14 protein-coding genes, 1 tRNA gene and 1 riboswitch are annotated in these 19,598 nt (G+C 48.7%); of the genes, 11 read left to right on the top strand and 4 right to left on the bottom strand.

The window, feature by feature from the left end; genetic code table 11:
• Nucleotide 1 precedes the first annotated feature (1 nt).
• Together ACVBDQ_RS04215 and ACVBDQ_RS04210 are read right to left on the bottom strand one after the other, a co-directional pair.
• Nucleotides 2-523 (bottom strand): YjcG family protein, encoded by a 522-nt coding sequence (locus ACVBDQ_RS04215; RefSeq protein ID WP_011230365.1) that lies wholly within the window; start codon nucleotides 521-523, stop codon nucleotides 2-4.
• Between the two features lie 98 nt (nucleotides 524-621).
• Nucleotides 622-1,350 (bottom strand): alpha/beta hydrolase, encoded by a 729-nt coding sequence (locus tag ACVBDQ_RS04210; protein ID WP_025038942.1) that lies wholly within the window; start codon nucleotides 1,348-1,350, stop codon nucleotides 622-624.
• 186 nt (nucleotides 1,351-1,536) lie between these two features.
• Nucleotides 1,537-1,647: riboswitch (SAM riboswitch) on the top strand.
• Between the two features lie 201 nt (nucleotides 1,648-1,848).
• Here ACVBDQ_RS04210 and ACVBDQ_RS04205 point away from each other — a divergent pair.
• Entirely contained in the window at nucleotides 1,849-2,952 is a 1,104-nt protein-coding gene (locus ACVBDQ_RS04205; protein WP_138187999.1) for a methionine biosynthesis PLP-dependent protein, read from the top strand.
• Nucleotides 2,953-2,955: 3 nt separating this feature from the next.
• Nucleotides 2,956-4,134, top strand: coding sequence for a cystathionine beta-lyase (gene metC, locus ACVBDQ_RS04200; RefSeq protein ID WP_138187997.1), 1,179 nt, complete (start codon nucleotides 2,956-2,958; stop codon nucleotides 4,132-4,134).
• A 38-nt stretch (nucleotides 4,135-4,172) separates the two neighbouring features.
• Here metC and ACVBDQ_RS04195 read toward each other — a convergent pair whose 3' ends face one another.
• Nucleotides 4,173-5,177, bottom strand: a complete 1,005-nt coding sequence (locus tag ACVBDQ_RS04195) for an HD-GYP domain-containing protein (protein ID WP_446663045.1) — start codon at nucleotides 5,175-5,177, stop codon at nucleotides 4,173-4,175.
• A gap of 193 nt (nucleotides 5,178-5,370) precedes the next feature.
• On the opposite strand from ACVBDQ_RS04195, the gene ACVBDQ_RS04190 reads away from it, so the two are divergent.
• From ACVBDQ_RS04190 to ACVBDQ_RS04170, 5 genes are all read left to right on the top strand, one after another.
• Nucleotides 5,371-5,443 (top strand) — tRNA-Val (locus ACVBDQ_RS04190).
• A gap of 278 nt (nucleotides 5,444-5,721) precedes the next feature.
• On the top strand, nucleotides 5,722-6,267 hold the full coding sequence (locus ACVBDQ_RS04185) for an AAA family ATPase (RefSeq protein WP_014195200.1): 546 nt from the start codon (nucleotides 5,722-5,724) through the stop codon (nucleotides 6,265-6,267).
• A gap of 206 nt (nucleotides 6,268-6,473) precedes the next feature.
• Nucleotides 6,474-9,716, top strand: a complete 3,243-nt coding sequence (hsdR, locus tag ACVBDQ_RS04180; protein WP_110107789.1) for a type I restriction-modification system endonuclease — start codon at nucleotides 6,474-6,476, stop codon at nucleotides 9,714-9,716.
• A 2-nt stretch (nucleotides 9,717-9,718) separates the two neighbouring features.
• Nucleotides 9,719-11,200, top strand: coding sequence for a class I SAM-dependent DNA methyltransferase (locus tag ACVBDQ_RS04175; protein ID WP_033010489.1), 1,482 nt, complete (start codon nucleotides 9,719-9,721; stop codon nucleotides 11,198-11,200).
• Entirely contained in the window at nucleotides 11,197-12,621 is a 1,425-nt protein-coding gene (locus ACVBDQ_RS04170; protein ID WP_446663044.1) for a restriction endonuclease subunit S, read from the top strand. The genes ACVBDQ_RS04175 and ACVBDQ_RS04170 overlap by 4 nt, the downstream gene beginning before the upstream one ends.
• A 331-nt stretch (nucleotides 12,622-12,952) precedes the next feature.
• Here ACVBDQ_RS04170 and ACVBDQ_RS04165 read toward each other — a convergent pair whose 3' ends face one another.
• Nucleotides 12,953-14,671, bottom strand: a complete 1,719-nt coding sequence (locus ACVBDQ_RS04165) for a methyl-accepting chemotaxis protein (protein ID WP_138187032.1) — start codon at nucleotides 14,669-14,671, stop codon at nucleotides 12,953-12,955.
• Between the two features lie 264 nt (nucleotides 14,672-14,935).
• Here ACVBDQ_RS04165 and ACVBDQ_RS04160 point away from each other — a divergent pair, with 264 nt between their 5' ends.
• The 4 genes from ACVBDQ_RS04160 (at nucleotide 14,936) to ACVBDQ_RS04145 (ending at nucleotide 19,597) form a co-directional block, all read left to right on the top strand.
• Nucleotides 14,936-15,928, top strand: a complete 993-nt coding sequence (locus tag ACVBDQ_RS04160; protein WP_025039187.1) for a LacI family DNA-binding transcriptional regulator — start codon at nucleotides 14,936-14,938, stop codon at nucleotides 15,926-15,928.
• Nucleotides 15,929-16,053: 125 nt separating this feature from the next.
• Entirely contained in the window at nucleotides 16,054-17,340 is a 1,287-nt protein-coding gene (locus ACVBDQ_RS04155; protein WP_025039188.1) for a sugar ABC transporter substrate-binding protein, read from the top strand.
• Between the two features lie 145 nt (nucleotides 17,341-17,485).
• On the top strand, nucleotides 17,486-18,742 hold the full coding sequence (locus tag ACVBDQ_RS04150; protein WP_014195207.1) for a carbohydrate ABC transporter permease: 1,257 nt from the start codon (nucleotides 17,486-17,488) through the stop codon (nucleotides 18,740-18,742).
• A 3-nt stretch (nucleotides 18,743-18,745) separates the two neighbouring features.
• Nucleotides 18,746-19,597, top strand: a complete 852-nt coding sequence (locus ACVBDQ_RS04145; protein WP_014195208.1) for a sugar ABC transporter permease — start codon at nucleotides 18,746-18,748, stop codon at nucleotides 19,595-19,597.
• The last annotated feature ends 1 nt before the right edge of the window (nucleotide 19,598 follow it).

Raw genomic sequence — 19,598 nt, 5'->3', positions numbered from 1 at the left:
CTCAGACCGTTTCCTTTCCTCCGACGATAAACGTTTCATAGACGGTCCACGAGCCGTTTTCCAGCTGATAGAGAAGATGGAAGCGGTCGACGGTCTCCTCGAAGTGCACATCTTGCAGCTTCAGCTGGCTGTAGACGTCCGCATATTCTGCGCCCGGCAAATCGCGGCCGATCGTAATGTGAGGCACGAACACAAACTCCGGCTTTCCGGCGAACAAGCCGCTGTGCAGTTGTTCATGAAGGCGCTCGAGCACGTCGTTTGGTTCCACCTTCAAATAAATGATGTTGCTTGTCGGGTAAAACGAGCTGAATTTCGTCACTTTGATCGGAATGGGAGGTGTTTCCGCCGCAATGCGGCGCAACTCTTTCGCCATTTTTTTTATTTGCTCCTCATCCGCTTCAAATGGGTATTTCAGCGTAATATGCGGCGGGATGAGGGCGTAATGGCTGTCGTACCGTTTCCGGTACGAGTTGGCGAAGTCCTGAATCCGTTTTGGCGGAAAGATCACAATGCCGTACTTCATTTTGTTTTCCCTCCTTGAACCAGTTCTTTTTCCATGCACAGGAAACGCACGGAATGGATGCGGCGGCTTCGACATCTTTGAAGTTGCTCCGTTTTGTCCTATAATGATAAAACAGCGGCTACGGCCCGGGGTACATCCGGCTGCCAATACGTCCACGCATGGCCGCCTTCGAACTCATGGTACGTATAAGCAAACCGTTTTTCCATAAACAAGTCCCGCGCCATTCGATTCGGGGTGATAAAATCGCGCACATGGCCATCCGTCGTTTTCACCGCTGTTTCCTCTGTGCCAACAGAATGGTAAAGCGAAAGGAGCGATGGATCGCGGAATGAGCGGATGCGCGCCAATACCGAGTCATCGATATAGGGGGACTGCATGGCGATTTTCCCAAATGTATGCGGATACAACAACCCGGCTAGAAGCGACACCGTTCCGCCGAGCGAATCGCCGATCAGCGCCCGGCCTTTGCCCATTTGGTATGTCGGCAGTTCGCGGTCCAAAAACGGGACGAGCTCATGGGCTAAAAAACGAAGGTATGCTTCGTGCTTTCGTCCTTCCGGGTGGTATTTCTCGTAGCGGTCGTTGACGTTCCGATACGGGATGCCGACGACGATCGTCCGGTCGATTGTTCCTTCTGCCATCAGCGTTTCGATGACGGTTTTCATTTTTCCATACATAAAATAATCTTTGCCGTCTTGCGCGATTAATAAAGAATATTTGTAAAGCGGCGAAAAATTGCTTGGCAAGTAGATGAGCAGTTCGATTTCTTCTTGCAGCTCTCCGCTGTACAACTTGCAGTCGCGCATCGTTCCTGTTGCTGTCGCCATGACCATCCTCCATGAAAGCGTAAGTTCATCTGTTATTGTAACATATTTGCGCCCAAAGATGTTAATGAAGGGCTCGAATTTTTCGCGAATTTGCCGAATCGCACCGCTGACAAAAAAATGGCTTGCAAAAACGTGGGGAATGCGTTACATTTTTATTAAATTTAAAAAAATTGAATACGCGTCCCATTCTTATCAAGAGAAGCGGAGGGAACTGGCCCAATGAAGCTTCAGCAACCAGCCGCCCGGCGGCCAGGTGCTAAATCCAGCGAATTGAGCATTCAATTCGGCAGATAAGAAGAAGCATGACCATGTGCGTATGGAAAAGTCTTCTTCTTAGAAGACTTTTTTTATTTACTCAAGCGGCCGCTTCCATCAACCGCGAGGCGGTTTCGGACGAAGGCGCTTGGCCGCTGCCCAACGGACAGTGGTGCTTCGTTGGGCATTAAGTGGTCGGCCGTTGATCCATGATGGAATTTTCAGCAGAAGGAGAGAGATGAGATGGAGAAACTGGAGACGTTGTTAGCGCAAATTGGCAACCGGAGCGAAACGGTGACGGGGACGGTCAACCCGCCGGTTTATTTTTCCACCGCCTACCGCCATGCCGGCATCGGAGAGTCGACTGGGTTTGACTACATCCGCACCGGCAACCCCACGCGCAAAATCGTCGAAGAAGCGATCGCGAGACTGGAAGGCGGCGACCAAGGCTATGCGTTCAGCTCCGGCATGGCCGCCATTCAGACAGTGCTCGCCTTGTTTGAGAGCGGAGACGAGTTTCTCGTATCGGCCGACCTTTACGGCGGGACGTACCGCCTGTTTGAGCGCGGCTGGCGCAAGTACGGTCTCGGCTTTCATTACGTCGATTTTGCCGATCTTGATGCTGTGGAAGAAAAAATCACGGAAAAAACGAAAGCCATCTTTTTGGAAACGCCGACGAACCCATTGATGCAGGAGGCGGATATTTCGGCGGTCGCCAAGCTCGCCAAACGGCATGGGCTTTTGTTGATTGTTGACAACACGTTTTATACACCGGTGCTTCAACGCCCGATCGAACAAGGCGCCGATATTGTCATCCACAGCGCGACGAAATATTTAGGCGGCCATAACGACGTGTTGGCTGGCCTTGTCGTCGCCAAGGGCGAGGAGCTCTGTCAACGCCTGGCCGAGTACCAGAACGCCATCGGCGCGGTGTTGTCGCCGTTTGATTCATGGCTGTTGATTCGCGGGATGAAAACGTTGGCGTTAAGGATGCGCCAGCATGAAGAAAATGCGAAGCGAGTGAGCGCCTTTTTGCGCGAACATGAAGATGTCACTGATGTGCTGTATCCAGGGAGAGGCGGGATGCTGTCGTTCCGGATTGCCGATGAAAAGTGGGTGAACGGGTTTTTAAAAAGCTTGCGCCTCATTACATTCGCGGAAAGCTTAGGCGGAGTCGAAAGCTTCATCACGTACCCGGCGACGCAGACGCACGCCGACATTCCGGAAGAAATCCGCATCCAAAACGGCGTCTGCAACCGACTGCTCCGTTTCTCGGTCGGCATTGAGCACGTTGACGATTTGATCGCCGACTTGGCGCAGGCATTGAAAAACATGAAAGAGGTGTAAGCGATGGAACGGGAATGGTCGTTTTCAACGAAACTGCTCCATAATGAATGGAAAGTCGATCGCCACACGGGAGCGGTGAGCGTGCCGATCCAGCACGCCTCCACGTTCCATCAGTTCGATTTCGACACGTTCGGCAAATACGACTACAGCCGCTCCGGCAACCCGACGCGCGAGGCGCTTGAGGAAACGATTGCGGCGTTAGAAGGCGGAACGCGCGGGTTTGCCTTCGCTTCTGGCATGGCGGCCATTTCGACGGCGTTTTTGCTCTTGTCCCGAGGCGACCACGTCCTCGTGACCGAAGACGTCTACGGCGGCACGTACCGGATGATTACGGAGGTGCTCGGCCGCTTTGGCATTGAATATACGTTTGTCGATATGACCGATTTAAACGCAGTGGCGGAAAACATCCGGCCGAACACGAAAGTCATTTATATGGAAACGCCGTCCAATCCGCTGTTAAAAGTGACCGACATTCAAGGCGTCGTCAAGCTGGCGAAGGCGCATGGCTGTTTGACATTCTTGGATAATACGTTCATGACGCCGGCGTTGCAGCGGCCACTTGACCTTGGCGTCGATGTCGTCCTTCACAGCGCCACGAAATTTTTAGCCGGCCATAGCGACGTCGTCGCCGGATTGGCCGTGGTGAAAGATGAAGAGTTGGGAAAAGAGCTGTACAAACTGCAAAACGCATTTGGCGCTGTCCTTGGCGTCCAAGATGCGTGGCTTGTGCTGCGGGGATTAAAAACGCTCCACGTTCGGCTGAAGCAGTCGTCCGAATCCGCCCTGGTCATCGCTGAGTATTTGGCGCGCCATCCGAAAGTGGAAGATGTGTATTATCCGGGGCTTTCGCACCACCCAGGCCATGACATCCAGCGCCATCAGGCGGCCGGGTTTGGCGCTGTGCTGTCGTTCCGTTTAGCCGATGAAGAAGCGGCTCGGACGTTCGTCCGAAACGTCCGCCTGCCCGTGTTCGCCGTCAGCCTTGGGGCTGTCGAGTCAATTTTATCGCACCCAGCGAAAATGTCGCATGCGGCGATGCCAAAAGAAGAGAGGCTCCGGCGCGGCATTACCGACGGCTTGCTGCGGCTGAGCGTCGGACTTGAGGATGTCAACGATTTGATCGCCGATTTTGAGCAGGCGCTGTCGTTTGTGAAAGAGCGGCCGTCAGTTTCAACGCCATAGCCATCAGCCCGCCAAGCCTTCACAGCTTGGCGGGCGGGTCAAGATGCCGCTGAGGTTGACAACAGCCGCTCCTCTTTTAAGTGCTTCAAAAAGAGATCGACGAGTTCGCTGTCCCACTGCGTTCCCTTTCCTTTTCTCAAGATGTCTGCCGCTTGATGAATATCCATCCCTTTACGGTACGGACGATCGGAAGTCATGGCGTCAAATGCATCGGCCACGGCGATGATTTTGCCAAACAACGGAATCTCGTCGCCTGTTAAACCGTCTGGATATCCTTTCCCATCGATGCGTTCGTGATGGGAGCGGATGCCGGCTAACAGCGGCTCAATCGCTTCGATCGGCCTAATCTCGCGCAAAATGGCTTCTCCAAGGGCGGGGTGTTTTTTGATCCGGGCAAATTCATCATCGCTTAGCTTTCCCACTTTAAGCAAAATGGCATCGGGAACGCCGATCTTTCCGATATCATGCAGTAGAGCGGAACGATACAAGGCATCAAGCTGTTCATTCGGAAGGGAAAGCTTTTCCACAATCGCGAGTGCGTAACGGGCCACGCGCAGCGAGTGCCCAGCTGTATAAGGATCGCGGGCGTCAAGCGCCGCTGTCAGGACAGTGATGAAACGGTTGAGCAGTTCTTTGTTCGTTCGGTCGCGTCGATGCACAGCGTCGATCATATGATTAAATCCGCGAAGTAAATAGGCAAATTCATCGGTATACACATTGTGGGCGACGGGTTTATACGTTTCGTTTTCCGCCCGTTTCATATGACTTAACAGCACACTGACCGGCTCATGGATCTCATCGACCAACAAGCGAGTCAAGAAAACGGAAAACGCGATCGAAAACAGCAAAATCACGGCTGCCCAGGGCCAATACGACCAATGGGATGCACTCGGTCCGGCGAGCGACCATTTGATTTCCATCGCTAAGCTGAACAATAAAACAGGAAATGTACTGCTGAACAAGACCGTCAGCTGCAGTTTCATTTTGAGCGGCACCGGAAGCGGCGTGCGTTTTTCATCAATTCCCCCAGCCTTTGCAAGCAAATTCTCGTTTGATAGAACAATCAGAATGTAGAAAAAATACGATGTCGAACCGTTCCAACACGCATTATTCCTTTCGGGGAAGGCACCTTTCCTTTTTTCATCATGAATAGCGATTTTTTTAAAAAAAGTTGTTGACAACCTGTATGCTCGTCTATATAATTAGAAATGTGTTCGATAGCGAACAACAAAATATGATTCCGTAGCTCAGCTGGGAGAGCGCCACCTTGACAGGGTGGAGGTCGCTGGTTCGAGCCCAGTCGGAATCATCGAGTGAAATCCCTTGAGCTAGAAGGCTTCAAGGGATTTTTTGTTTATCCCGAATCTGTGACAGAAGTGTATCCAAAATGCTGGGAAGCCCAATCGTGCCGAGACTTCGACTCCATTTCGAATGTTCACCTATTAGGTGAAAAACCCCGAGTGCAATATTTTGTTGATTGATCCAGTTTTCTTGGCAGCTTTGAACGCGTCTTTATCACGGATTCAGGTTTATGTTGTCGTTTTTATTACCACGGGTAATAAAACTATATTGAGCAGGTAAAAAGGGATGCATATGAAAAATCATCAAACAAGAACAGTCTATGTCATATCAGGCCCCGCTGGAGTTGGCAAATCAACAATTTCAACAGCATTGGCGAACAAGTTGGAGCGTAGTGCGTATATTTCCGGCGATGACATCAGCCATATGCATATCAATGGACGGAAAAAACCGTGGGAAAGTAAAGAAGAGCTTTCACTAATTTGGGATAATATTCTAAGTCTTGCAAGAAATTTTGTAAAATACGGCAATGATGTGGTAGTGGATTATATTGCCTTTCCCCAAGAAGCGATATGGTTGTATGAAAATGTAAAGGATTTAAACGTAACGGTTATGTATGTTGTTTTGTGGGCAGATGGGAAAACGTTAAGGCAAAGGGATGAGATGAGGGCCCCCGAGCAACAAATGGGGGAACGCTGCCTCATTTTGCTGAATGAGTTCCATGCATCAGGATTCGATCGAAAGCATCTTTTGGATACTAGCGGGAAACGTAAGGATGACATAGATGAGATGATTGATGAAATCATGAGCAATCAAAGATTTCGAATTGGTTAAAAGATGTTTCATTGGCGCTGCTCTTTCCTTGCCATCGCGAGTTGATTCTCACATCAGCAATGACACTGAGGACAGCAACCGCCCTTGTTCGCTTTTTTATGGTCCTGTCTGGGAACACAAACAGCCCGTTTTCAGCGGGCTTTTTTTCATGATATGATAATGGCAAAAGAAGAAAGTTGCAAAAGAGACAAAGATGAGGGATGGACATGGCGCATAACTTTCAATTTCTAGAAGGAAAATGGGATGTGCTTGCCCGAGTAGGGGAGACGGCCGAGCGGCATGTGCATCAAAACCCAAACGTGGCGATCAGCGAGCTGCGAAAGTTGGCCGAGGCGATGACGAAATACATATTGGCGCTCGAAGGCATTCGCGAAGAGCGCGGCACCGATCAGCAAGACCGCCTCAAGGTGCTGCTGTATGAACAAATCATCCCAAAAGAGATATATGACATCTTCACGATGATCCGCTTAAAAGGCAATCAAGCGGTGCATGATCCCCATTATGGGGACGTGCATGAGGCAAAGACGCTATTGCACATGGCGTTTCGCCTAGCTGTATGGTTTATGGAAGTGTACGGTGACTGGTCGTTCGAAGCTCCCCAGTATCGAGAGCCGCTGCCGCCATCATCTGAATCGACGGATGAACTGAATCGGCTCATCGAATCGTATAAACAGCGGCTTGCCGACTTGGAAGCGGAGCTTTCGCACATCCGCGAGACGGGGCTGTATACGAGTGCCGAGGAAAAACAAAAGCGGCGTGACTATTCGCGGCGGGCGGTGGCGAATTTCGAACTGACTGAGGCAGAGACGCGCCTCATCATCGATGAACAGCTGCGGGCGGCTGGCTGGGAGGCTGATTCGGAAAAACTGCGCTTTGCCAAAGGCGCGCGGCCAGAGAAGGGGCGGAATTTGGCGATTGCCGAATGGCCGCTTCGGCACGGGGTTGCCGATTATGCTCTTTTTATCGGCTTGGAGCTGGTCGGCCTCATTGAAGCGAAACGCGCAAGCAAAGACATCCCCGCCGATATCGAACAGGCAAAACAATACGCCCGTCTCGTTGTGCGCCATGGGCAAGAAGTGATTCACGAGCCGTGGGGGGAGTATTTCGTTCCATTTTTGTTCGCCACCAACGGCCGTCCGTACGTGAAACAGCTTGAACAAAAGTCCGGCATTTGGTTTTTGGACGCCCGGAAATCGACGAACCATCCGCGCCCGCTGCAAGGCTGGTATACGCCGGACGGGTTGAAACAGCTGCTGGAACAAGACATTGAACGATCCGAACAGCGGCTGCGTGATGAAACGTTTGATTATTTGAAACTGCGGCCGTACCAAGTGCGGGCGATTCAGGCTGTTGAGCGGGCGCTTGAAGACAAGCGCCGGAGCGTGCTTGTCGCCATGGCGACGGGAACGGGAAAAACGCGCATGGCGATCGGCTTGATTTACCGCTTGCTCAAAGCGAAACGGTTTCGGCGCATTTTGTTTCTCGTTGATCGAAAAGCGCTCGCCGAACAAGCGGAAGCGGCGTTTAAAGAAAGCCGAATGGAGCACTTTCAGACGTTTGCCGAGATTTACGGTTTGCAGTCGCTGTACGACCAAAAGCCCGATCCGGAGACGAAAGTGCATATCGCCACCGTTCAAGGAATGTTGAAGCGCATTTTTTACAACGACCGTCCCGAAGACGTTCCGCCGATTGACCAGTATGACTGCATCATCGTCGACGAAGCCCACCGCGGCTATACGTTGGATAAAGAAATGAACGAAATCGAGCTGGAGTTTAAAGACCATCGCGATTATGTAAGCAAGTATCGGCAAGTGCTCGATTACTTCGATGCCGTCCGCATCGGTTTGACCGCGACGCCCGCCTTGCATACGACGGACATTTTCGGCCCGCCCGTGTTTACGTATTCGTATCGCGAGGCGGTCATCGACGGGTATTTGGTCGACCATGAGCCGCCGTATCAGTTTGATACGGTGCTGAAACGGGAAGGGATTACGTGGGCGAAAGGAGAGACGGTTGATGTCTACGACGCCGTATCCCATACGGTGTCGCAAGAGTATTTGGAGGATGAACTGAACATTGATGTTTCGCACTTTAACACGAAAGTCGTAACGGAAAGCTTTAACCGCGTCATCATTCGCGAGCTCGTCAACTATATCGCTCCGGATGATGAAGGGAAGACGCTCATTTTTGCCGCGACGGACGATCACGCTGATCTCGTCGTCCGACTGCTGAAAGAAGAATTTGCGCGCGTATACGGAGAGTTCGATGACAATGCGGTCATGAAAATCACCGGATCGATCAAAGACCCGTCAGGAGCGATCCGCAGGTTTAAAAACGAAAAATACCCGACAATCGCGGTGACGGTCGATTTGTTAACGACAGGGGTCGATGTGCCGGCGATTACGAACCTCGTCTTTTTGCGCCGCGTTCGCTCGCGCATTTTGTATGAACAAATGCTCGGCCGGGCGACAAGGCGGTGCGATGAGATTGGGAAAGACCATTTCAACATCTTTGACGCCGTCGGCATTTACGAAACGTTAAAGCCGTATACAAGCATGAAACCGATCGTCGCCCGTCCGCAGGCGACGCTGACGGAGCTGTTCGATGAACTCGAACAGCTTGAACAGACCGCCCATCTGGAATACCAAAAAGAACAAATCATTGCGAAGATGCAACGGAAAAAGCGGACGTGGTCCGACAGGCAACACGAAGATTTCCGCGTGCTTTCCGGCGGAAAAACGGTCGATGAATTCATCGACTGGCTGAAATCGCTGCCGTCTGATGAACTGAAAGACGGGCTGAAAGAATATAAATCGATGTTCCGCTATTTGGACGAAAACCGGTACCGCGAGCGCAAGCAATACATTTCCCACCATGAAGACAAGCTGCTTGGCGTCAAACGAGGCTACGGCAATGCGGAAAAACCGGACGACTATTTAGAGGCGTTCGGTGAATTTATCCGCACGAACATGAATAAAATCCCGGCGCTGATGATTGTCTGCCAGCGGCCGTCCGAACTGACGAGGGAAGAGTTGAAACAACTGCGATTGGAACTTGACCGAAGAGGCTTTTCCGAGAAAAAACTGCAGGCGGCATGGCGGGAGGCGAAAAATGAGGACATCGCCGCTGACATTATCGCCTTCATCCGCCAACAGGCGCTCGGCGACCCGCTCATCAGTCATGAAGAACGAATTCGCCGCGCCATGAACGCCATTTACCGGATGAAACCATGGCCGCCGCTGCAAAAGAAATGGCTTGAGCGGATCGAAAAACAGCTGCTGCAAGAATACGTCCTCCATCCCGACCCGGAAAAAGCGTTTGACTACGAACCGTTTAAAAGCCACGGCGGCTTTAAGCAGCTGAACAATATTTTCGGCGGTCAATTGCCGCAAATCGTGCGCGAAATTAATGAAAACTTGTACAACTACGCCAAGAAGGAGCAAGCCTAGAGATGAACAACCGAGAAATTGTCCAAAAGCTGTGGAACTTGTGCAACGTCTTGCGCGACGACGGCATCACGTACCACCAATATGTCACCGAGCTGACGTATTTGCTGTTTTTGAAAATGATGAAAGAAACCGGGCAAGAATACATCATCCCCGAGCCATACCGTTGGGACGTGCTCGCCAAAAAGGATGGAATCGAGCTGAAAACGTATTACCAACAGCTGCTCATGGCGCTTGGGCAGGAAGAGAACGAACTGTTAAGGCAAATTTACACCGAAGCGACGTCCAACATCCGTGAGCCGAAAAACTTGGAAAAAATCATCCGCACCATCGACGCGCTTGACTGGTACAACGCGAAAGAAGAAGGGCTCGGCGCCTTGTACGAAGGGCTGCTCGAGAAAAACGCGAGCGAATTGAAATCAGGCGCGGGGCAATATTTCACCCCCCGCGTGCTGATTGACGTCATCGTCGAACTCGTTGACCCGAAGCCCGGCGAGCGCTGCCACGACCCGGCGGCGGGGACGTTCGGCTTTATGATCGCCGCCAGCCGCCACGTCCGGGCGAAAACGGACGACTATTTTGATTTATCGGAAGAAGAAATTCGGTTCCAGAAATATGAAGCGTTCTCCGGGGTCGAGCTCGTCCGCGACACGCACCGCCTCGCGGTCATGAACGCCCTCTTGCATGATGTGCACGGCGACATTTTGCTTGGCGACACGCTCTCTCCCCTTGGCGAGCGGCTGAAAGGGTATGACGTCATTTTGACAAACCCGCCGTTTGGCACAAAAAAAGGCGGGGAACGGGCGACACGGACCGACTTTACGTTTATGACGTCAAACAAGCAGCTGAACTTCCTCCAGCACATTTACCGGGCGCTCAGACCAAACGGCAAGGCGCGCGCCGCGGTCGTTGTGCCCGACAACGTGCTGTTTGAAGGCGGCGTCGGCGCCGACATCCGCCGCGACTTGATGGACAAATGCAACGTCCATACGATCTTGCGCTTGCCGACCGGCATTTTCTACGCCCAAGGGGTGAAAACGAACGTCTTGTTCTTCACCCGCGGGGAAACAGACACGGGCAACACGAAAGAAGTATGGGTGTATGATCTTCGCACGAACATGCCGTCGTTTGGCAAGCGCAATCCGTTGACGAAAGACCATTTCGCCGGATTTACGAAAGCCTACACCGCCGAAGACCGCCATCAAGTCGACGATGAACGGTGGAACGTCTTCACCCGCGACGACATCGCCAAAAAAGGCGACAGCCTCGACATCGGTCTCATCGCCGACGAATCGCTGTCCGTGTACGACAACTTGCCCGACCCGATCGACTCGGCTGAAGAAGCGGTGGAGAAATTAGAGCTCGCCATCTCGCTGCTCCATGAAGTCATTGCCGAACTGAAAGCGGCCGAACACCCGACCCGCTACGAACCGGCCAAAACCGAAATGCTCCACGTCGCTGAACGACTCGAGGTGTCAGAACGATGAGCAAGGCCAAACCAAAATCGATGGAACAGCTGCTCGAAGAAGCGCTCGTGCCCAAAGACGAGCAGCCGTACGAAGTGCCGGGGAATTGGGTGTGGGTTCGATCAGGCCATGTAGCAAAGTGGGGGTCAGGGGGGACCCCTTCAAGAAAGAGATTAGAATATTACGGTGGGGATATTCCTTGGATTAAAACGGGCGAATTAAATGATGGAATAATTACCGGCTCTGAAGAAACTATTACAGAAGAGGGACTCCAGAAGTCCAGTGCAAAAATATTTCCAAAAGGATCTATAGTCATTGCAATGTATGGTGCAACAATTGGGAGACTTGGCATACTTGGTATAGATGCTGCTACAAATCAGGCCTGTGCAGTCGGTCAACCGTATGAGTTTTTAGATTCAAAATATATGTTTTACTATTTTTTTGCACGAAGAAGTGATTTAGTAGCGTTAGGTAAAGGTGGAGCCCAACCGAATATCTCTCAAACGATAATCAAAGATTTTCCTTTTGCCTTGCCTCCCCTAAACGAACAGAAACGCATCGCTGATAAAATTGAGCGGCTGTTTGCGAAAATCGACGAAGCAAAGCGGCTGATTGAAGAAGTGAAGGAGTCGATCGAACGGCGGCGGGCGGTCATGTTGGAGAAGGCGTTTAAAGGGCAATTAGGGACAAATGACCCGAGCGAGAAAAGTATATTGGAAACATCCGATGATCTAAGTGAAAAAGACGTCATTCCGAAAGAACAATGGCCTTATGAGGTGCCGGGGAATTGGGTGTGGGTTCGATCAGGCCATGTAGCAAAGTGGGGGTCAGGGGGGACCCCTTCAAGAAAGAGATTAGAATATTACGGTGGGGATATTCCTTGGATTAAAACGGGCGAATTAAATGATGGAATAATTACCGGCTCTGAAGAAACTATTACAGAAGAGGGACTCCAGAAGTCCAGTGCAAAAATATTTCCAAAAGGATCTATAGTCATTGCAATGTATGGTGCAACAATTGGGAGACTTGGCATACTTGGTATAGATGCTGCTACAAATCAGGCCTGTGCAGTCGGTCAACCGTATGAGTTTTTAGATTCAAAATATATGTTTTACTATTTTTTTGCACGAAGAAGTGATTTAGTAGCGTTAGGTAAAGGTGGAGCCCAACCGAATATCTCTCAAACGATAATCAAAGATTTTCCTTTTGCCTTGCCTCCCCTAAACGAACAAAAACGCATCGCCAAGAAACTCGACAACTTATTAGAAAAATTAGAGAACGAAAAACAACTCGTTTTGGCAGCGGAGGAAAAGCTCGATTTAGTAAAACAATCCGTTCTCCAGAAAGCCTTCCGCGGCGAGTTGGGGACGAATGACCCGAACGATGGACACGCGATGGAGTTGGTCAAAGAAGCGTTGCTCTCGTCAAGCGGACAGCGGTGACGCTGTTCGCTTGATCGAATCATGATTTTGCATTGTGGGGGATGATGAAAGCTGCGGGGGATTGTGGAAGCGCGCAGAACGATTTCAGTTGTTCATGAACCAAACTGACGGTCAAATAAGCGCAGTGCTTTACAGATTTGGGACTGAAGTCCTCTTTGAACATTTTTCATAAATAACCATATGACTAAAATGCCTCCCAACCTTTCTGTCTCAAAGGATGAGAGGCATTTTATCTGTCCGGCTGCTGTCGAACCCGGTTGAATCAGAGTGATCAAAAATAGCTTATTTTAGTAAAGAAAAAGAGTGAATGTAAAACATATACATTTTTTGCTTACCCGTTTGAATCAAGCGAGTGTTTTGATGCAATCGTAAACTTTTGCACCATTTCTTGCAACGTTTCGGATACATTCGCCAATGAAGCGGCTGCTGACGCAATCTCTTCCATGGAAGCGAGCTGTTCTTCGGTGGAATGGGCCATTGTTTTGGACGTCTCCATCGTCTTTTCGGCTGCAGCGGCGAGTTCCGCAACGGCTGAATCCAGTTCTTGAATACCGGCTGACAGCTGCTGTACGGATGCTGATACGTCTTCCAATTGGGTTGAGATGGTTTGCGAGTTTGCGAAAATTGTGTTGAATTTCGCTGCTGTTTCTTGGGAAGCATCGATGCCGTCTTGAACATTTTGCATCACATCTTCCATGCTCGTTGATGTGTTCTCTACATCTTGATGGATGCTAGACAACAAATGGGTAATTTGTTTTGTCGCTGCTTGCGTTTGTTCGGCCAATTTTCTCACTTCATCGGCCACGACGGCAAATCCCGCCCCATGTTCTCCTGCTCTCGCCGCTTCTATGGCGGCGTTTAAGGAAAGGAGATTCGTCTGCTCCGCGATTTGATGAATCGTGTGGACGACCGCTTCGATTTCTTTTGACCGCTCCTGCAACGTGTGAATCAGTTGTTCTGACCGGAGCACGGCTTGATGAATGTCCTGCATCTGCTCGGCATTTTTTTCGACCGATGTTTTCCCGTCTTCGGCTAAGTTTGTCATATGGACGGCCAAGTGGGCGATGGCTGTCGTACGCTCCGCGATTTGCGAGACGCCCTGCGTCATTTGCTCCATGGCGGCGGCGATTTCATTGGTTTGGCTGCTTTGGCTGTCCGCTCTGCTGGCGACCTCTTGGATGCCGACAGAAACTTGTTCCGTTGACAAGGCTGTTTGCTCCGCGCTCGCTGTCAGTTCCTCTGCAGCCGCGGCGACTTGCTCTGATGCATCCGCGACTCGGGTCAGCATTTGAGAAAGATCGTCTTTCATTTTGTTATAGCTTTCGACAATTTGTCCAATTTCATCACGAGTTTGGTCATTGATGGCAACCGTAAAGTCTCCATTCCCTGCTCGCTGGAGGGCGCTGGAGACGGCGGCCAATCGAGCATGGATGCGACGCGAGAACCATATTGTGGCTGCTGATGCCATCACGAGTATGATGACGGCAGAAAGGATCAATGTTTTCAAAAGGGAAGACACGGCTGTGTCCACATATGTTTGGGGAATCCCCACATAAAACATCCCGATCGTTTCTCCGCGATCGTTTTTGATCGGCATATATGCAGCTTGATACCATTGATGCAAAATATTCACTTCACGGAAGAAGGTGTTCCCTTTCTTTAACACTTGTTCCACCACTTCTGAAGGCGCGGTTGTGCCAACAGCCCGTCGATTGTTCACGATAATGTTGGTGGCAACCCGTGTTTCATTTTGAAAGATCGTGGCCGTTCCGCCCGTTAGGTTTCCGATTTCGTCAACGAGTTGATTGTTGCCATTGATTTTCTCGCTTCCTTTATAAAGCGCTCCGTTTTTGACAGCCCAACTCCCTTCATATTTTTCGTCAAGATAGTGATAGGCCAAGGAAAGACTGGATTTGACTCTTTCAAGCGTTTCTTTTTGGATTCCTTTTTTGATTTGGATGATGGCAGCAGCCGTCAAAACAATGGTTAATAGAATAATGATGCAAAAAATCAAAATATTGATTTTTGTTCCTAGCTTCAACGTTTTCAATGAGCGCTCCCCCTCTCTATTCTTTGTCAAACATATCCATTATTATAGTAATAAAAGAGGAATTCATAAATAGTGTATTGTTCCTAATTCGAATTCTAAAAATGGTAGAGTGGGGAATACTGTCTAGCAAGAATGCCAATAATTTAGCTCAATAAGAAGGAAGTTGCCATGATTCAGGATCATATAGTAAATAATTTTAGTAAAAATATTGCGTATTTGTTATAATACTCATGGATACAACCTAAGCAGAATGGGGTAATGCATATGGCCACGATTCGCGACATTGCTAAACAAGCAGGCTATTCCATTTCAACTGTCTCGCGGGTATTGAACAATGATCCAGATCTTTCGGTATCCGAGGAGACGCGGGAGAAAATTTATGAAGCAGCAGAAAAGTTGAACTACCGCAAGAAAACCATCAGAAAAGTGATTCGCAATATTGCTTTTTTATATTGGTTGACGGATAAAGAGGAATTAGAAGACGTGTATTACAAAACAATGAGGATGGAAATAGAAAATCTGGCGAAAGAGTTTAATCTAGAACTGCAAATGTATAAAATTTCAGATGGCATTGACCAAATTCCAGAGAACATTGAGGGGTTTATTGCCGTTGGAATTTTTTCGGATCGGGAGCTTGAACGTCTGCGATCGATGACGACAAATGGTGTGTTTATTGATTTGTCGCCCGACCCGCGCTGTTTTGATTCGGTGCGCCCGGATTTAACGCAGATCACTGAGCGAGCGATCGACTTCTTTCTTGAGAAAGGGCATACGGACATCGGCTTTATTGGCGGGACGTATCCGAATCCGAATACAGGAAAGGATGAGATGGACTCGCGCGAGCGGGCGTTTCGACATTATATGAAAGCAAAGGGGTTGCTCAACGAAGAGTATATTTTTTGCCACCGGGGATTCTCATTTGACAATGGCTATGAACTCATGACCAAGGCCATTGAAACCCTAGGGGATCGATTGCCTACCGCGTTTTTTGTAGCGGCGGATCCCATTGCTGTCGGTTGTCTGCAGGCGTTGAATGAGCATCGCATTCCTATCCCTGAGCGTGTGAGCGTCATCGGCGTCAATAACATCAGCATTACCAAATACGTATCACCGCCATTGACGACATTCCATATTGATATTCATGAAATTTGCAAAAGTGCGATCGAGTTGTTGCTCGAGCGGATACAAAGAAAGAGAAACATTGTGAAGACATTGCTGTTAGGGGCTGAGCTTATCGTACGGAAAAGTACGAACTAGCCCTCTTTTTTGTTTCGTAAATATTTTTATTAATTTTAGTAAAAAGTTGTTTACATTTTTTATTGTTGGTGCTATATTGAAGGTAGTTAAGCGCTTCCAAATAAGAAGGGGGAATAGGGAAAATGATGAGGAGTATTAGTAAACATCTTGCGCTTATGAGTGTGATGGCTTTTAGTTTGTCTTTAGCTGCATGTGGGCCTAAAGAAAATGCTAATCAAGGATCTCGTGCAGGAGAAAACAAAGAGAGCAATGGAAAAGTAGAGCTCGTCGTTTGGGAAGACATTCAAAAAAGCGCAGGAATTAAAGATGCCATTGCCCAATTTGAAAAGGAAAACAATGTGACAGTAAAAATCATTGAGAAGCCGTATGCGAAACAAATTGAGGATTTGCGTTTAGACGGGCCGGCTGGCACTGGACCGGATGTATTGACGATGCCGAGCGATCAAATTGGGACAGCCGTGACGGAAGGGCTCATTAAAGAATTGAATGTTGAGGAAGACATTCAATCCATCTATACGGAAGCCGCTATGCAGTCGCAAAAAGTAAACAACAAAGTGTATGGTTTGCCAAAAGCGGTCGAGACAACGATGCTTTACTACAATAAAGATCTTATTTCCGAAGAGGAATTGCCGAAAACGCTTGAGGAATGGTATGAGTATTCCAAAAAAGTAACAGATGGCAAAAAATTTGGTTTTTTGGCTCTGTTTGACCAGATTTACTATGCTCAAAGTGTGATGAGTGCGTATGGAGGCTACATTTTTGGCAAGGACGAAAACGGAAATTACAATCCGAACGATATTGGATTAAATAATGCCGGCGCTGTCGAAGGGGCTAAAATGATTCAAAAATTTTATAAAGAACGTCTATTTCCGTCAGGAATGATTGGTGAGCAGGGGATTAATGTACTTGAATCGCTGTTTACGGAAGGCAAAGCAGCAGCGATCATTTCTGGTCCGTGGAATATTGAGCCGTTTACAAAAGCGGGAATCAACTTTGGAGTGACGAAACTTCCAGCGTTACAGAACGGAAAAAATATGAGCGCATTTATTGGGGTAAAAAGCTACAACGTAAGCGCCTACTCGAAACATCCAGATCTTGCTGAAAAATTGGTGATCTTTCTGGCGAATGAAGAAAATTCGAAAAAACGTTATGAAGTGACAAAAGAGGTTCCAGCCGTCAAAGCGTTGGCGGATGATCCGGTGGTGAAAAACAGTGAGGCGGCACGGGCGGTTGCGGAGCAATCTCAATTTTCTGAAATGATCCCGAATATTCCGGAAATGAATGAGGTGTGGAAGCCGGCCGATTCGGCATTGCAAACGATTGCGACTGGAAAAGCAGATCCGAAAGCGGCATTAGATCAAGCCGTGAAAACGATCAAAGGGCAAATTAAGGCGAAACATAGCGGCAAATAAGGGGAGAGAACAAGGTCCTTGCGCTTTCGTTTCTAACAAGGTGCAAGGACCTGCAATAAATCGATCGTGATGGTGTGAAACGATCTTTTTGTTTGATGCGTTTTGTGTTGAAAAAATGTGTTCTTCAAGGAAAGAAGGGGAGTCCATGTCACACCGGAAAATGGCCTTATGTTTATCGATTATTCCTGGCCTAGGTCAATGGTATAACCGACAATGGGCGAAGGGAGTTTTGTTTCTTGTTTTCGCTGCCTCTTTTTTGACGGCGTTTGCCGATCTGTTCAACATGGGGTTTTGGGGGATTGTGACGCTTGGAACAGAAGTGCAACGCGATAATTCGATTTTTCTTTTGGCAGAAGGGATTATTGCGGTCATTGTCGCTTTGTTTGGATTGGCTTTTTATTGTTTCAATTTGTGGGACGCTTATAAAAATGGTGAGCGGAGGGATAGGGGGGATCGGTTGAATACTCTGAAAGAAGAGTACCATCAACTTGTGGAACAAGGATACCCGTATGTTGTTAGCAGCCCTGCTTTTTTTCTTTTGGTTTTTTCTGTTATTTTTCCAGTGTTGTTCAGTTTTGCTTTAGCTTTCACCAACTATGATTTATATCATACTCCTCCTGCCAAGTTGGTCGATTGGGTTGGGTTCGATACATTCCTCAAAATTTTTACGGTTGATATTTGGCGCTCAACCTTTTTTGATGTGTTGTCATGGACGGTCATTTGGACACTCGTTGCTTCCACTCTTCAAGTGGCGGCAGGTATTTTATTGGCGGTGATCGTCAACCAAAAAGACCTTCGGTTGAAGAAATTGTATCGAACCATTTTCGTATTGCCGTGGGCTGTGCCGGGATTTGTGACGATTTTAGTGTTTGCTGGCTTATTTAATGACAGTTTTGGAGCCATCAATCATACAATTTTAGCGGCGCTTGGCATCGATCCAATCCCTTGGATGACTGATGAGCATTGGACGAGGGTGGCGCTCATCCTCATGCAAGGATGGTTGGGATTCCCATATGTGTTTGTCGTGACGACGGGTGTTTTGCAGTCGATTCCTGAAGAATTGTATGAAGCAGCGACGATTGACGGAGCTTCCATGTTTGCCAAATTTCGATATATTACATTGCCGATGGTGCTGTTGGCGATGGCCCCGATTATTATTACACAGTTTACCTTTAACTTTAATAACTTCAACATTATTTATCTGTTTAATGGAGGCGGACCGGCTGTTCCGGGATCGACAGCGGGAGGAACGGATATCCTTGTGTCTTGGATTTATAAATTGACGATGCAATCAAGCCAATATGCGTTGGCTGCCGCTTTAACAATTTTGTTATCTTTGTTTGTCATGGGGATTGCGTTATGGCAATTTCGACGGACCAATTCTTTTAAAGAGGGAGTATAGAACATGAGATCCAGTGTCAGGTCAAAAAAATTCCTTCGCCTCTTCGTATCCTATGCCATTTTAACGTTTGTCGCCGTGGCAATCATCTATCCGCTGCTTTGGACTATTGGTGCCAGCCTGAATCCGGGGAACAGTTTAATCAGCACCACCCTTATCCCCAAAAAACCGACGCTTGATCATTATCGCGAGTTGTTTGCGGGCAAAGAAAGCTTATTGTACGAACGCTGGTATTGGAATTCGATGAAAATTAGCTTTTTTACGATGCTTGGTTCCGTGATTAGTGTTTCGTTTACCGCCTATGCATTTTCGCGCTTTCGATTTAAGGGAAGAAGAAATGCTTTAACGTTGTTTTTGCTGCTGCAAATGGTGCCGCAGTTTTCTGCGTTGATCGCTTTGTTTGTTTTGGCGCAAATGCTTGGGATGCTCAATAGTCACTGGCTATTAATTTTGCTTTATATCGGCGGGCAAATTCCGATGAATACGTACTTGATGAAGGGATATATGGATTCGATCCCGAGAGATCTGGACGAAAGTGCCAAAATCGATGGAGCGAGCAATACGAGGATCTTTTTCCAAATTCTTTTGCCGCTGTCTAAACCAATGATTGCAGTCGTGGCGATGAACGGATTTACCGGACCGCTTGGTGATTTTGTGTTATCATCGGCCATTCTCCGAACTCCTGATGCTTATACGCTTCCGATAGGGCTGTATAATCTCGTTAACGAAGTGATGGGGGCGAGCTATACGACGTTTGCAGCCGGGGCGCTTCTGATTAGCATTCCGGTAGCGATTGTCTTTTTGATGTTGCAACGGAACTTTGTGTCCGGATTGACATTGGGTGGAATCAAAGGATGAT

Source organism: Geobacillus sp. CCR, from assembly GCF_052906625.1.
This window is presented reverse-complemented; position numbering and strand designations above follow the sequence as displayed.